Annotated in this window: 16 protein-coding genes; 1 reads left to right on the top strand and 15 read right to left on the bottom strand. The window is 41.9% G+C overall.

From position 1 onward, the window contains the following. Window positions 1-16: 16 nt before the first annotated feature. The 7 genes from ABFY19_RS00340 to ABFY19_RS00310 all read right to left on the bottom strand — a co-directional run bounded on the left by ABFY19_RS00340 (window position 17) and on the right by ABFY19_RS00310 (window position 5,133). Window positions 17-334: an initiation-control protein YabA gene (locus ABFY19_RS00340; protein WP_418791298.1), complete on the bottom strand. Its 318-nt coding sequence runs from the start codon at window positions 332-334 to the stop codon at window positions 17-19. Then, entirely contained in the window at window positions 331-1,227 is an 897-nt protein-coding gene (locus tag ABFY19_RS00335; RefSeq protein ID WP_418791297.1) for a PSP1 domain-containing protein, read from the bottom strand. The genes ABFY19_RS00340 and ABFY19_RS00335 overlap by 4 nt, the downstream gene beginning before the upstream one ends. A gap of 34 nt (window positions 1,228-1,261) precedes the next feature. Next, window positions 1,262-2,245, bottom strand: coding sequence for a DNA polymerase III subunit delta' (holB, locus tag ABFY19_RS00330; RefSeq protein ID WP_418791296.1), 984 nt, complete (start codon window positions 2,243-2,245; stop codon window positions 1,262-1,264). A gap of 21 nt (window positions 2,246-2,266) precedes the next feature. Further along, on the bottom strand, window positions 2,267-2,719 hold the full coding sequence (locus ABFY19_RS00325; protein ID WP_418791295.1) for a YaaR family protein: 453 nt from the start codon (window positions 2,717-2,719) through the stop codon (window positions 2,267-2,269). Beyond that, window positions 2,716-3,357: a dTMP kinase gene (gene tmk / locus ABFY19_RS00320; protein WP_418791294.1), complete on the bottom strand. Its 642-nt coding sequence runs from the start codon at window positions 3,355-3,357 to the stop codon at window positions 2,716-2,718. The genes ABFY19_RS00325 and tmk overlap by 4 nt, the downstream gene beginning before the upstream one ends. 22 nt (window positions 3,358-3,379) lie before the next feature. After that, window positions 3,380-4,843, bottom strand: coding sequence for an aminotransferase class I/II-fold pyridoxal phosphate-dependent enzyme (locus ABFY19_RS00315; protein WP_418791293.1), 1,464 nt, complete (start codon window positions 4,841-4,843; stop codon window positions 3,380-3,382). 110 nt (window positions 4,844-4,953) lie between these two features. Next, entirely contained in the window at window positions 4,954-5,133 is a 180-nt protein-coding gene (locus ABFY19_RS00310; protein WP_418791292.1) for a sigma factor G inhibitor Gin, read from the bottom strand. A 248-nt stretch (window positions 5,134-5,381) separates the two neighbouring features. Between ABFY19_RS00310 and ABFY19_RS00305 the strand changes: the two genes are divergently transcribed. Then, window positions 5,382-6,527, top strand: coding sequence for a C45 family autoproteolytic acyltransferase/hydolase (locus ABFY19_RS00305; RefSeq protein WP_418791291.1), 1,146 nt, complete (start codon window positions 5,382-5,384; stop codon window positions 6,525-6,527). A gap of 115 nt (window positions 6,528-6,642) precedes the next feature. Here ABFY19_RS00305 and ABFY19_RS00300 read toward each other — a convergent pair whose 3' ends face one another. The 8 genes from ABFY19_RS00300 to ABFY19_RS00265 form a co-directional block, all read right to left on the bottom strand. Continuing rightward, entirely contained in the window at window positions 6,643-8,022 is a 1,380-nt protein-coding gene (locus tag ABFY19_RS00300) for a monomethylamine:corrinoid methyltransferase (RefSeq protein ID WP_418791290.1), read from the bottom strand. Window positions 8,023-8,035: 13 nt separating this feature from the next. After that, a complete protein-coding gene (locus ABFY19_RS00295; protein WP_418791289.1) occupies window positions 8,036-8,677 on the bottom strand; it encodes a cobalamin B12-binding domain-containing protein in 642 nt (213 codons plus the stop codon). A 133-nt stretch (window positions 8,678-8,810) separates the two neighbouring features. Next, window positions 8,811-8,933: a hypothetical protein gene (locus ABFY19_RS00290; protein ID WP_418791288.1), complete on the bottom strand. Its 123-nt coding sequence runs from the start codon at window positions 8,931-8,933 to the stop codon at window positions 8,811-8,813. A 170-nt stretch (window positions 8,934-9,103) separates the two neighbouring features. Then, on the bottom strand, window positions 9,104-11,149 hold the full coding sequence (locus tag ABFY19_RS00285) for a sigma-54-dependent Fis family transcriptional regulator (protein ID WP_418791287.1): 2,046 nt from the start codon (window positions 11,147-11,149) through the stop codon (window positions 9,104-9,106). Window positions 11,150-11,339: 190 nt separating this feature from the next. Continuing rightward, window positions 11,340-12,719 (bottom strand): monomethylamine:corrinoid methyltransferase, encoded by a 1,380-nt coding sequence (locus tag ABFY19_RS00280; RefSeq protein ID WP_418791286.1) that lies wholly within the window; start codon window positions 12,717-12,719, stop codon window positions 11,340-11,342. 15 nt (window positions 12,720-12,734) lie between these two features. Beyond that, window positions 12,735-13,256 carry a hypothetical protein gene (locus ABFY19_RS00275; protein ID WP_418791285.1) on the bottom strand — a complete coding sequence of 174 codons (522 nt, stop codon included), beginning with the start codon at window positions 13,254-13,256 and terminating at the stop codon, window positions 12,735-12,737. 194 nt (window positions 13,257-13,450) lie between these two features. Continuing rightward, the gene (locus ABFY19_RS00270) at window positions 13,451-14,968 is read right to left on the bottom strand and encodes an FAD-dependent oxidoreductase (protein ID WP_418791284.1); all 1,518 of its coding nucleotides are present in this window, start codon (window positions 14,966-14,968) and stop codon (window positions 13,451-13,453) included. A 3-nt stretch (window positions 14,969-14,971) separates the two neighbouring features. Next, the gene (locus tag ABFY19_RS00265; RefSeq protein ID WP_418791283.1) at window positions 14,972-15,433 is read right to left on the bottom strand and encodes a CoxG family protein; all 462 of its coding nucleotides are present in this window, start codon (window positions 15,431-15,433) and stop codon (window positions 14,972-14,974) included. Between the last annotated feature and the right edge of the window lie 211 nt (window positions 15,434-15,644).

Genomic DNA, 15,644 nt, shown 5'->3' with positions numbered 1-15,644 from the left:
ACACTAAAAACCCCCGTTATTTTTTGTCAAGAAACCCCATACAGAATAAACAATCGCCCCCAGAGCGAAATCGTCCAAAATGAAGATTACAGATATGGAATCCCTCGTTATATAAACGCACCAGATTTTCAACCCCGCGTTTCTGGCTTTGCTCTTGCTTGTTTCTAGAATCTCCATCTTTAAGACAATATTGATAAACATCAATTATTTCACGGCGCAGTTTCTCGTTTTCATCCTCCAAAGCATGGGCCCTTGTTTTAAGTACCTGCAGTTCCTGTATAAGCACATTCATTTTCTCTTCAAACTCAATCAAAAGAACATTTAATTGTTTCAAAGGTCCTCACCTTTTTCCTCACTTTCATGATTTCGTGATTTTTTTTGTGTCTTTTTATCTTTTTTTTCCTTTTTTTCTATACATTTTTCTTTTGGACAGATCTTAAGTTCATCCGGCGGGAATTCAACCAGTTGCTTGCTTTCTTTCATTTCTACCATAAGGTTCTTTTTAAGGATATTAACTGAAACGACTTTTCCTTCTCCTACAGGGGTAACCACTAAAGTCCCCTCCGGAGGAAAAGCAGCCTTTTCAGTTTCATATGCCTCTGACTCATATTTCAAACAACACATCAGCCTGCCACAAATTCCTGATATTTTTGTAGGATTTAAAGAAAGATTCTGCTCCTTAGCCATCTTTATAGATACCGGGTCAAATTCACCCAAAAACGTGGCACAACAAAGGCCGCGCCCGCAGGTGCCCAATCCGCCCAACATTTTTGCTTCATCCCTTACACCTATTTGCCTGAGTTCTATCCTGGTACGAAAAATAGCAGCTAGGTCTTTAACCAGGTCTCTAAAATCAATTCTTCCATCTGCTGTAAAATAAAAAATTATTTTATTTGCATCAAATGTAAATTCAACGTCTACCAGCTTCATAGGCAAACCATGTTCTTCAATTTTCGCAACACAAAGCTTATAAGCTTCTTTTCCCTTATTTTTATTGATTTCAATTTGTTTTAAATCTACCGGAGTTGCTTTGCGAATTATTTTCTTCAATGGAGCTATAATTTTTTCTTCTTCCACCATTTTAGGCTCAACCACAACCAGTCCAGATTCAATACCCCGAGTTGTTTCCAGGATAACTTTATCATCTATTATAAGGTCAATGTCGTTCGGGTCAAAGTAATATATTTTACCTGCAGGTTTAAACCTGATGCCAACCACTCTAATCATTGTTATTGGTCCTCCTAACTCCTGTCACCTTTTTCTAAGTACATTTGGCAAGCTTCAACATTAGCACTTCCATTGTCAGCCTGAAATTTAGATTTCGGTTAATCTGCATTTTGGCTTCATGAATATTTTCAATGCTTTTAACTAGAAAGCTTTTATCTTTATATTCTAAATCGCTTTTTAACTCCTCAATTTTATCAATATTTATAATTAGGCTTTTATCACTTGTTTCTTGCCATATCAACTGATCCCTATACCACAAGAGCAGTTGTTCCAACACTTCAGGCATTATATCTTTATTTTTTTCAAGTTCTTCAGCTTTCTTGATAAGCTCACTGATATCTCCATTTTTAATCTTCTCATATAGCTGAAAAACCATCTCCCTTGTTTCGAGGCCTTTATCTGGTTCAGCCATAGCCCAAGCTTTACCAGGCAGTCCATTGCAGAGTGTGGCCAGCAATACGACAGTTTCAGGGGCACCCCTGTTGTTATCCCTTAAAAACTGTTCTATTTCCTGTTGCGGCACTTTTCCGAGTGCAACTATTTGACATCGGGATACAATTGTTGGTAATAAATTATACGGATTAACCGTAGTTAATAAAAAAATTGTATCCGGCGGGGGGTCCTCAAGTATTTTTAACAAACAGTTGGCTGCATCCCTTGTCATTGTTTCCGCTCGGCTTATCAGGTATACCTTCTTTGATGCCTCATAAGGCTTAAATGAGACTGTTTGCTGCAATTCACGGATTTGTTCTATCTTAATATTGTTTCCATGGGGTTCTACCAGGAAAAAGTCCGGTAAGCAGCCCTTGGCAAACCTCCTGCAGATGCTGCATTCATCACAGGTATCAATGTTTCCTTCCTTACACAACAATGTATTGGCAAATGCCTTTGCTAGAGTGGTTTTACCAACTCCTTCCAAACCATAAAAAAGGTAGGCATGAGCTACCCTGCCTTCAGCCGCAGCATTCTGTAAAATTATTTTTGCCTGTTTATGCCCAATTACATTAGCCATCATCATAATTATTACCTTACCCTTTGACTATGAATAAATATCCAGTAACAGGCCCCTTATTTCATCAACCTTAGCAAGTATTGCAATCTTATCCTTTTGTTCTGACAATAACATTTGGGTCAGGCCTTCCATTTCCTTATTAACAGTCTCAACCATTGAATAAATCTTATGCCTTCCCCTTCTATCCCATCCATGCTGTTCTCGCATCTGATACATTTTGTTTACCGCATATTCAAGAAACTTTTGTATCATACCCTTGTATTTTTTCAAGTCCGTTAAATTCAGTGTTTCACCTAGTACCTTTCCCTGTTTTTCAATATCGCTCAACAAATTCCCTAACTGCTGGTAAACCATATCACTATGAACTTTGTGCAACTGCTCGTTAAATGACTGGTATTCCCGACTTGATACTTGTCTGGCATCCTTGTCAGGTATTGAAATACCTGAACCAGCTTCTTTTGTTATTTTGCGAATTTTCATAATCCCAAAACCTCTTTTACCAGTTGGATAACCTCAGAATGTATAGTTTCCTTATCCCGGCCGGCATCAATTACTTTACACCTTTGGGGTTCTGATAATGCCACTTCTCTAAAGCCACATCTTACTTTTGCATGAAAATCCATATTTTCCTGTTCGATACGGTCTTTTCCTTCTCCTGCTTGCCCGACTCTTTTTTCATTAATACGCCCGATACCTACATCAGGAGCTAAATCAAATATTAGGGTAAGATCGGGAAAAACCCCAGCAACCGCCATTTCATTAAGTTCCCTCAAAAAATCAATATCGATACCACGCCCAAATCCCTGATAAGCTATAGTGGAATCAGTAAATCGGTCACACAGCACAATGTATCCTTTTCGAATGGCCGGCCTGATAATTTCTTCTACATGCTGCGCTCTTGCTGCCGCATATAATAATGCTTCTGTACGGTCAACCATTTCCTTGTTGCAGGGGTTAAGCAGTAAACTCCTAATCTCTTCACTAATACTTGTCCCCCCAGGCTCCCTGGTATATATAACTATTTTATCCATCTTTTCCAAGGCCTGCCCCAGCATCTTAATCTGTGTAGTTTTGCCTGCCCCGTCAGGTCCCTCAAATGTTATAAAAATGCCTTTCATCAAATCCTCCGGTATAGATAAATTAAAATCGATCAACGACCTTTATGGTAAGCATTGCAGGATCACTGAAACCATGAAACATACAATCCCAAGCTTTCAATTCACATATTAAATCCACTATTTCATTGGTTATCATTTCCCCCGGACAAAGCAACGGTATCCCCGGGGGATATGGTGCTATCAATTCTCCCGCAACTTCCCCCACTGCTTCCTTAAGCAGGACTTGCCTTAACGGGGCAAACCATGCCTCTTCAGGATTAAGAATAACTCTTGGTGAAGGAATATTCACCGGTCCAGGCATAATGGGTTTACCGTAAACAGGGATTGCTTTCGAAGCAATATCGGTAAGCGCATTTACCAGCCTGTCCGCATCATCAAAACTGCTTCCGATTGATAACATACATAAAATACAAAATCTATCACATAATTCAACCTGAATACGGTGCTTTTTAAGCAGTATTTCAGCAGCTTGATAACCGGACAATCCCAAGTTACTTAAGGATATATAAATTTTTGTGGGATCAACAGCAATCATACTTGATAATCCCGAAACGCTCTCTCCAAAACATTTAATCCCTGGTATTTCTTTTATCTGCTCCCTAATGTACCTTGCTATCCTCAAGGAATTATCCATTAAATGCTTCCCTGAAACCTCCATATGTCCTGTTACTGCATCCAGTGATGCCATTAACAAATATGAGGGGCTTGTTGACTGGAGAATCCCAAGCTGTCTGGCTATTGTGCTATAATCAACAATTTTGCTTTTTACATGCAACATAGAAGCCTGTGTAAATGCCCCTAAGGTTTTATGAGTACTTTGAATACTTATATCAGCACCTGACTGCAGCGCTGTTTGTGGTAATTCATCAGTGAAAACGAAGTGAGCACCATGAGCCTCATCAACAATAAGTGGTATATTACAGCGATGAGCCACTTCCGCAACTTCTAACATCTTCCCTGCTAATCCGTAGTATGAAGGATACACTTGGAATATGGCCCTAATCTTAGGATATCTTTGGAGCATTGCTGTAATTTCCTCAGTCGCCGGGGGATAAGGCACCAGATATTCAGGATCTAGTTGCACCGGTAAATATCTGGGCTTCAAACCACCAAGAATACACGCACCTATTACTGAACGATGCATGTCCCTTGGTAGTAATACTTCTTCTCCTCTCCTGCACACTGATAAAAGAGCAGCATGTATTCCTACTGTAGATCCATTTATAAGAAAAAAAGTTCTATCCGCTCCAAAAACCCGGGCAGCCCGCATTTGTGATTCTTTGATTGGGCCCGCAGGATTATGAAGGTCGTCCAATCCCGGAAGTTCTGTAACATCTAAAGCAAAAGGGGCCGTTTTCATCAAACGAGCAAAGCTGTGGTGGATTCCTTGGCCCTTTTTGTGACCGGGCATATGGAAGGGAACCGTATTCCTCTTTTTGTTTTTCTGCAGAGCCTCAATTAAAGGCATATATCCGGACTTATGCATTGGAATAAGCCCCTTTCTCACTGTTGAATTCGCCTTAAATAAGTAAAATTCCTTTTTGCCTATTCTTAATTACACAAAAAAACAGTGAAAAACACTCACTATCAGATTTGTCACGAAAACCAGATGTTTTTCATCTTCTCCTTTAATAAAAAATAAGATTTATCATCAACACTGGAATTGACAATCTCCTTTTCACATTCTTCACATATATACCCTCCAAGCAAATTTAGTCCTTCTTGGCTTCCATAAATCTGTTTAGCACAAAAACTGCAATAAAGCAATTCCTTCATTGAATATATTTCCCCCTATCTTCCTCTCCATTATATCAATACTTAAACAAACTTAAATGGTATTGTTGACAAGTTTTCAGCAATATAGCCATATACTATCCTATGTGTAAAATACACTAAAGGTTCTTTGCATTGTTATGGTGTTTAAAAATATTGTAATTAAAAAAAGGGTTTTGTCAAAAATTGTTTAAATCTTTATGTTAATATTAATATCTGCTTTAACCTTCGTTAATAAAGGAGGGTGAAAAATGGTTGTCAGATTCTTGGATTGCATAGGTTCTCATTATATGGTTGGCATACAGCAGGGCCGTATGGGCAAACAGGCTATTCATGCCGCTTGGGAAATTTTTTCTGATTCTCAGCATCTGGAGATGATAAGGAAAGCAAAGTTTGCACCAAAAGCCCTTTATCTTGTACACTGTCAACAGAAAGCCGACAACTTTCTTAAAAAAATTGTTAAAGACACACTGCCTGAACAGCATGAACGAATCAAAGGAATGGCCTCAGGTGCAGATATGCCTGAGAAAATGATTTATGTGCTCCAGGCAATTGAAATGGAGCTCATACCCAAGCCAAGCATGTATGCTTTAGGTTCCGGAACTCTAATGGGAATCAAGCCTAATGCTACCACAACAGGTGAACCTGTTTTGATAAAGAACTTTGACTATACCCTTCCTTACCAGGATATGCTTCTTGTCAGGAGAAACAAACCTTTAGCCGGATGCCAAACACTTGATATATCTTTGGCCTTTTCTTCAGGAGCCCATGCAGGCATTAATGAACACGGATTATGTTTTCTGCATACTTTTGCCTACCCATCAGACAGCCTCGGTTTTAAAAATATCCCAATCAGTATAGTTCTTCAGGAGGCATTGGAAACTTGTTACACTGCTGAAGAGGCTGCTAGGCTGATTAACAAGCATGCTAGGGATGCAGGAGCAAATATTCTGCTGGCTGATGCTTCAGGTGATATGCGAGTATTGGAAACCAGCAGGTCAAGCTCAGCTCAGCGTTTTGCTGAAAATAATTATATTATTGCTGCAAACCACTACATATCTCCGGAAATGACCAAACATCAGTTTCCAATTGATTCCAAGTGGGGCGATAAAGCCTTGCCCCGTCTTAAAGAAGAAGGTGTATATGAATCCAGTATATCAAGATATGCAAGAGCAGATCAGTTATTAAGTAAAGGTGAAATAAATCCGGATTCTGTTGAACAAATTTTAGCTGATCACAATGAAGGGGTTCCGGGAGATAATACAATTTGCCGTCATGGAGCAGTTTTTTCTACTCAGGCTTCCATTATATTATACCCAACCCGTAAATCCATAAGAGTTTCTTCAGGCAAACCATGTGAAGGCCGCTTCGAAGAGTTCACCATGAAAAAACTGTGAAGAAACTGTAAATGTCTATAACATACTGGCAACAATACAAAAACAGGTGAGCTTTTACACTCACCTGTTAACATTTAACTCAATATATTTCATTTAATTAAACAACTGTTAAGCCTTAATCAAGCACTAGGTTCTTAGAAACGGGAATCCCCGCTCCAGCCAGTATTTCAGCCGCTTGTTTGCAGTCATCTACGTGGTGCGGCTTCGGCTTTACTGTTGCTACATCATAATTATTAGGGAAACTTGTATCATTCCAGGCTATCCTTTCCCCTCCGGCAGCATCCATTTCATCAAGCTTCTTAGAAATTGCCTCTAACATTACATTAACTTTATCCCTGCTCAGCGGAGCAACATTAGTCATGACATCATGATGGATTCTTGTTGATATCCCGCTCAAACCGGCACCCCAGGAGTACCCGCCTCCACAGGCTGTCATTACTACGGCCATAACAACTCCACGAATAACCTGCTCCGGCATGCTAAATATTGGACCGGAATCCCCACAGCATGTACCGGTAATAACCTTGATGTTGCGATTTACTGCGCGGAAGGCTGCCGCATAAGTCCACAATGCTTCCCTATGGGTTGCCCGTCCGGTCATGTCGTTTACATAGAAGCTGCCCAGTTTACCATGAGCATAACTTAACTGACCAATAAAGTTAGCCATCATGCCAACTGCAACACCTGCCGGACCGCCGCACAGTCCGCCAAGCAGGGACATTGTGCTGGTCCAAGGCTCTATACCACGCTGCTGAATAGTGAGCGCTAAATTGAGCCGGGTCCAGTCCAGCTTTTGCTCCGGGATAATATGAATTCCTACCTGAGTATTGTAAGGCTCACGCAAGCCAGATCCAATAACTGCTAAAGTACCGCCGGTTGTGCTAACGGTAGGAATCAGACCAAGGTGCATATTAGGACGGCCGGCCCGACGCACTGCCTCTATAGTTGCCCTCTGCTCCCAAAGTCCACAATAAATTTCACTTGGACAGCCCGCTTTAGGCACTACGCCTCCAACTGAAGCGATTCCGCCGGATATACCAAAACCATCAGCCGTCGGCTCCTGAGCCACTGACTGGAGATAAGGAATAAACCACTCCTCTGCAATAACTCCAGATGCCAAACCCCAACATGCCGGCCTTCTAGGATCCTGCTCCGGCCGATAAACAATGGTGTGTGCATCTTCCGCTCTGCCAAAAGTTATTGATGGTGGGTTGTCACGGTATTCTTTACATATCTCCTCAATTTCCTCTCTCGTCCACTTGATAACTCGAGTAGTATCAATGTTCAACACTCCAACATCAGCCAGCAGCTCAACACCTGCCTTGTAAACCGCATCCGCAGTAACATCATCAGGCAGAAGTTCTTCTGGATTGTACTTAATTCCGTATTTCTTAACCAGTTCGCGCACCTTTTTTGCCAGTGCTAAATCAAACTCATCCATCTTCATTACAGGCCCATTAAGCGAACGTTCTTGAAACTCCAGTGTTGGTATCATACCGCACCTCCATTTATTTTTTAGGCTTCACAATCAATTTATCACAAAGCTTAACAGCTTCACTGGCATCAGGCGCAAACCCGTCGGCACCCATTGCTGCCGCTACTTCATGATTACACTCTGTCCCACCGATGATTACCTTGTACTTATCACGAGTACCCATGTCTTTTAAATAGTTGATAACTTCATCACAGTACGGAATGGTGGTTACCAAAAAGGCTGAAAGCCCAATAATGTCAGCATTAACTTCCTTGGCCTTGTCAATAAACTTCATGGAAGGACAGTTAATACCTACCTCATGCACCTCATAACCGGCCAACTCCAATTGCTTTTGAACCAGACCATACCCGATGGAGTGCAGGTCGCCTTGAACCGCACCTATCACTACAACACCGCGCTTGGGGCCTTCCGCTACGGGTAGGTGAGGCTCTAAAATTGCCATGCACTGGTCAACCAAATCTGCTCCCATGGTGAGTTCAGCCAAGAAATATTCTTTGTTTTGGAACCTTTTACCGATCTCCTTTAACCCTGCTAACACTCCATCCTCTAAAACTTCACGTGCATTCATACCCTCTTCGATTGATTGCTTTACCATAGCAATCGCCTTATCATCTTCTAGTTCTAAAACCGCTTCTGCTAATTCTAGTATATTCATATTCACCCTCCTTCTTTTTTTTATATGTAACCAAGACTTCTTCATAAATTAAAGTACCAGAAGACCTTAGTTATCCTAACTATTTCGTTTCTTTTATTTGCGGTTTAAACCAGACACTGTTTTTATAATGCAATTATCGTGCCAAACCCAAAACAACCTCTGCTTTATCTGCTTTTTCAACCTGAAGAGCAGCTAATTGTATTGCTACTGCAATAGAGGTCAGTATATTTAAACACCCTATTGAATTATCATTCAAAATTAATTCCTGGCTTCTGTTACAGCACCGTATAATAATATAGTTTTACATATTTTTGTGCAGTTCTGTAAAGTTTTGTTCAGTTTCGTGCAGTTCTGTAAAGCTTTATGATTTCGTGCAGTTTCTGCTAATATTATTTTGACCCAATGAAAAAGGGACCAACTCATTAGTTAAGAGTCAGCCCCAACAAAATCCTTATTATTGACCTGGATACCATATTTTTTCAACTTGCTATAGAGGGTGGTTCGCGATATTTTTAGCTCCTTAGCGACACGGGTTAGGTTACCCCCGTTGCGTTTTATGGCTTCAATTATTACAGCCTTACCAGGATCTTTCCAGTTTCTGCTGATGACTACTTTACCACCCGGCAGCTCTCTGGGCAGTGCCCGTTTGCAGGTGTTTTGAATTCTGGATAACAATAACTCTTCCGGCAGACAGTCCACAGTCAATGTCTCGCCAGATGCTATATGTATTGCCCTTTCAATAACATTTTCCAATTCTCTAATGTTTCCTGGCCAATGGTACCCCTGCAGAACCTCAAGGGTCTCCGGGTGGAGTATGTTAGTTTGCTGGCCTAGCCGTTGATTTATTTTCTCCATAAAAAAACAAGTTAAGGTCAAGATATCTTCTTTACGGTTTCTTAAGGGCACCATGTGTATATTCAAAACATTAAGGCGATAATAGAGATCTTTTCTAAAACTTCCCTTCTCTACCTCTCTATGCAAATCTTTGTTAGTACCGGCGATTACCCTTGCATCAATCGGAATAACCTGGTTTCCGCCAATCCTGGTCACAAGCTTTTCCTGCAAAACGCGCAGAAGGATGGCCTGAAGCTCAATGGGCATCTCACCTATCTCATCCAAAAACAGAGTTCCACCCTCAGCTAGTTCGAATTTGCCTGGGTTGCCCCCACGTTTGGCACCGGTAAAAGCACCCTCACTGTAACCAAACATCTCACTCCCAACCAGTTCGCGCGGAATAGCACCACAGTTAATGGCAATAAAAGGCCCTTTAGACCTGTTGCTGGCATTGTGGATGGCCTGGGCAAAAACCTCTTTGCCGGTGCCGCTCTCACCCAGCAATAGAACATTAGAAGAACTTGTAGCCGCGAGCCTGGCCAGTTTGACAGTCTTTAGGTAAGAGGCATTTTGTCCAACGAGGTCATCAAAAACAAACCTTGCCCTGGCCCCCACCATCTGGTGAACCAACTGCTTTACAGCCCTGATTTCTCTGATAATAGCTACCAGGCCAACTATTTTATACTGGGGGTTGCGAATGGGACGGCAGGTAATGGTGCAGTGGGTGATAGTTTTTCCGGTCTCCGCCTGGTACTCCTCATCATTAATAATGTCCCCCGATTGCAAGGACTGGGAAATGGGATTTTGATAACCCAAAAGCTCATTAATTGAAGAATAAAGTACTGCCTCGGCATCAACTCTTAGCAGTGCAGCAGCTGCTGCATTTATTTTTGTAATGCGGGCTTTTTCATCAACAGCAATAAGACCCTCAGAAATAGAATCCACGATTGCGTTCTGATAATGGCTGCCAACCTGCATTTCTTCATTAACAACCTTGATGTCTTCCAAAACTCTGTTTATCTTAAGCTGTCCTTCAATGGCATTAACAGCCGCCACTACCATTCCCAAGGTATGGGAATGAACCTTCTCAAAACTTCCGGCCATGCTCAATACTCCGGCAATCTCCCCGGAATAGCCATAAATCGGCCCCGCAGAAACAGTCCAGGGATGAATAGCCTTTATATAATGTTCACTAGCAAAAACCTGAATGGGGTGGCCAAGCTTAATAGCCAACCCTACGGCATTGGTCCCGACATTTTCTTCACTATAATTACATCCGACAAAATCACTATTCTCAGCCAATAAGTCAATTACTTCCAGGTCAACAAGAGCCTCTACAATAACTCCATCTTGATCACACAGTGATACAACAAAACCTGAGCCTTCTACAAATGAAAAAAGATTTTTCATTATGGGGAAAGAGATCTCAAGCAGCTCCTGTTTTGCCTGACGACGTTTTTCCATTTCAGCTTTACAAACCTTTGGTATAACATCATTAACGGGATCAATATCCATAGCCCGGCAACGACGCCAAGAGTCTTCAATTTCCTTACGCACACAATCATTGTTGACTATGCCCTTATCAACAAAAACTGTCCAAGCATTAAAAAGTTGTTCCTTTCTATCATGAGCAGGCACTTTCCCACTCCTTTCAAGCTTTTGCCCTATTAAATTTATCTTTGGCTTTAGTATTAACAAAGAATAAACCGGTCAATTTGACCGGTAAATGTTATAATTTCTTTAAAAGGTGTTTTTTTAAACATACCATTAAATAACATCTTTGGCAAGCAAAAAAACTTGTTTTGCTAAAAACTATTTAACGATGTCTTTAATCAAGAACAAGCTTATCTGAAATGGGCACACCACAGCCGGCCAGCTTCTCTACTGCTCGTTTGCAGGTGTCTACATATTCCGGCTTCGGTTTAACTGCCGCAATATCATAAAAGGCAGGGAATATCATGTCATTAAAGAGTAACTGATTGCCCCCGGCCGCTGTCATCTCATCAAACATTACCGAAAGCGAATTTAAAATCCCCCTAACCTTGTCTTTGCTCATGCCGGCAACATTTCCCATAACATCATGCTGGATGCGCGCGGTTAATGAATTACTACCGGTGCCCCAGTTGTATGCACCCCCACAGGCTGACAATGTTACGGCCATGGATACCCCGCGGCATATTTGCTCCTCTACTGAAAATGCCGGCCCGGAGTCCCCGCAGCAGGTACCGGTAGAAATACCAATATTACGCCCGGCAGCGCGGAAACATGCAGCATAAGTCCACAGCGCTTCCCTGTGGCTGGCCCGTCCGGTCATATCATTCACATAAAAGCTCCCCATTTTTCCGTGGGCGTAACTCAACTGACCAAGGAAATTCGCCATCATTCCGACGGAAACACCTGCCGGGCCCCCGCACAATCCGCCAAGCAGGGACATTGTGCTGGTCCAAGGAGAAATTCCGCGTTCTTCACAAACAAGAGCTAAGTTAAGGCGGGTCTGATCTAGCTTCTGTTCCGGTATAATATGAATTCCAATCATAGAGTTATGCGCTTCGTGTAAACCTGAGCCTAAAACTGCAACAGTGCCCCCGGTTGTACTCACGGTCGGGATCAAACCAAGGTGCAAATGCGGCCGCCCTGCCCGGCGCACTGCCTCCAGCTGTGCCCGCGCTTCCCAAAGACCACAGTAAATTTCACTGGGGCAGCCGGCCTTTGGTACTACACCGCCAACTGATGCGATGCCACCAGCAATTCCAAAACCTCGAACACATTCCTCCTGTGCAATCGACTGGATAAAGGGGATAAGCCATTCTTCCTGAATAACTCCTGATGCAAGGCCCCAGCTTACCGGCGGCCGATTATCCTCTTCTGTCAGCGGGACAATAGCATGTGTATCTTTGCCCCTGCCAAAGGTAAGCACTTGCGGGGTCTCCCGGTACCTTCTGACATCCTGTTCAATTTCCTCCTTCGTCCACTTGATAACACGATTAGTTTCAATGTTCAATACTCCAATATCAGCCAGCAATTCAACACCTGCCTGATACACGGCATCCACTGTAGCATCATCGGGAATAAGTTCTTCGGGATTATATGTAATCCCGAACTTCTTAACCAACTCACGCACCTTTTTAGCCAACACTAAATCAAACTCATCCATCTTCATTACCGGCCCATTAAGCGAACGCTCTTGAAACTCCAATACGGGTATCATATTTGCACCTCCGATTTATTTTGGATCATTCTGGTTAGCTTTAGTCATTTTTTGATGCATGATATAAGACGGCACACCCAGCAATACTGTAAAAATTGCATAGGTAACCAAGGCCATGGTAAACTCCTGTGGTTTAGCCAAATGCGGAATTGCAAAAACTGTAACTATCAACATGGTAAAATCATTAATATACTTAAACCTTCCTTCAATAAGAATAGCTATAATAATAATAAGCAGCACTAACCATATGATTTGTCCATTCAGCCCCATGTAAAGGCTTAAAAATGGCATTGCATAAACCACGAGTACTCCGACCAACCCACCAATAAAGGTTGTTATAAAACTACTAAACTGAAAATGTTTCACAGCCGTAAAATAATATAAATATATGAAGCCTAACCATACTGTCAAAATATTTAGTGTCACTAGGCCCATATACAGCCCGGCAGCGGCTGCAATAATTATAATAGATAAGATAACTGATTTTATAAAGCTCCTTAACAAACCGGTACCTCCATTTAATTTTTGATTTGTCATTTTTAACACCCCCATAAATAAGCAGTTTTATTGGCTAAAAAATTGATAAGTCAGCTTACTATGCAATTGTGTCAAAAACACTCTGCCCTCCTTTCTTTATTTAATTTTACTCTGTGCAAAATTAATTATTACCTTTTTTGGGAATAAATATCAGGACCAACTACTACGCAGCTGGTCCTGATAAATCCCACAATTTATTTTTTAGGCTCCGCCGAAGCATTTTGGCCAGCTATCCGGCCAAAAATTATCGCATCAGCAACAGATGTCCCGCTGTTGTAGTGCTCTCCCTGAACACCCGACGTATTCCTCCCGGCTGCATATAGCCTTGGGATGGGGTTCCTATTTAGGTCAAGAACCCTGGACTTCAAATCGGTTTCAAGACCACCCATAGTAATAAACCCATGGTGGAGGTAATGGGCAGCGTCTAAACAAAGGTTGGCAGCATAATAAGGAGGCGAATCCAATAAAGTTACATATTTTCCATCTTTACGGAAAAGGTGGTCTTCCCCTTTTGAAGCACCTTTATTGTAAAATGCTACAGTATTTTCAAGAACGTCAGGATCCATCTTCAGCTTTTCTGCCAACTCGCGGATTGTAGGTGCTTCAGCACACATTGTCATATCACCAGCTAAAATTTCAGGCTCAATACCTGCTGCTTTTGCAATACCAAGAATTACTTCATGCTCACACATTTTGGCAACGTCTCTTTTCCCTTCAGCTAAGACTTTGCTGTCCAGAATAAGATACGCCTTGCCGTCTTGGTTCTTGATGATAGCAGTACCTATATAAGCACCATATTGGCTTTCATCTATAAAACGCTGTCCATTAGCATTAACGATAATTCCTTTACATTTGCTTTGTGGAGGGTAAATAAAGGACCAATCAACACAATTGCTCATTCCCCGTAGACTAGCGCCAACGGCCATACCCATTTTGATGCCCGTGCCGAGGTCAAATTCGGTGCCGGTATAAATTTGCAGGCCGACAAATGGGTGAGCATACATAGCCAGCATTTCATTATTCGCCTGAAAACCCCCAGCACATAAAACAACAGCTTTGCTGGCCCGGACAAATTTTTCAGCTTCTTCAATAACCGCCCTTACGCCCACAATTTGCTCATTTTCAATCATTAGGTCTGTAGCCTCGGCCTGGTAAATTACAGTGACACCGGCTGCCTCCCCAGCTTTTAGCAAGTGTTCGAACAGCACATTGCCTGTTGATGCGATACCTGCCACCTGATGAGAACGGGGAACAGGATTTGCGAAAGTATTATACGGATAATTGGTTTCATTTCCGGTGTAATAAAGACCGGTATCATCATAACAAATAATTACTTTATCTTCAGTATATGTCGGCTTAAAGGGAACGCCAAGGCTAACCAACCAGTCATAAGTCTCAACACTCTTCTCACAGTACAACTTAATTTTATCCTTATCCGCACTGTGGCCCATAGCAGCCGACAAGTAGTTATACATATTCTCGACTGAATCTTCTAATCCACATTCCTTTTGAAGCGCCGTTCCGCCCCCTAGATATATTGCACCGCCACATAACGTCGTAGACCCGCCGGCCGTCTGGGCAACCTCCAAAACTACTACCTTATCTCCGGCCTTAGCAGATTCAATTGCTGCCGACATTCCGGCTCCACCGGCGCCAACTATCACCACATCAGCTTCAATATCCCAGTTGCTCGGAACATTAATATTTTTCATTATTTACGCCTCCTTAGTTTTTTTGTTATTAATCATAATATCTTTAGCCAAATCTTTAATAAAACCATCGCACATTTTAGGCAGCATCTTCGCAAGCTGTGCATTTACTAAATTCCCAATCATTCCGGTGCAGTTTATAAATAATTTAAAAGTCATACGAGTTTCCTCCGGTCCGTTCTCTCTAATGTTGACACTGCCATTTCCGGACACTGGCAAGCCCTCAGCATCAATGGTGAAGGCGACCTTGGTTTCATTCACCCATTCGGTAATCAAGACACGCATCGGGACAGTTTTATTAATTGGACCTACATGCCCGGTTACATGCCAAACAGACTCCTTGTCAGATATTGTATCGTGTTTTTCATAGCCGGGCATATCATGAGCCCAGTTATTATAATCGGCAATAAAAGGCCACACATTGCTAATCGCCAGCGGAACGACAGTTTCGCGCTTTATCTCAGGCATATCTTAATCACCTCCTCTAGAATTATTAAGCTACTGCTTTTTCAATAAATTGCTATATATCCAAAGCTACTCCGGCCTTTACCATCTATCACCCCCCTTAGCTGTTGGGCTACCAATACCTACATTAATAAAAATTACTATCATTTCTTTAACTCTCAACTAAGTAAACTAAAATGCAATTATTGTGCCAAAACAAAAAAAACAAGATTAT

It is taken from the genome of Phosphitispora sp. TUW77 (assembly GCF_048453025.1).
Classification (GTDB): Bacteria; Bacillota; Thermincolia; order Thermincolales; family UBA2595; genus Phosphitispora.
Note: the sequence above shows the minus strand (reverse complement) of the source record. Positions and strands in the feature narration are given on the sequence as shown.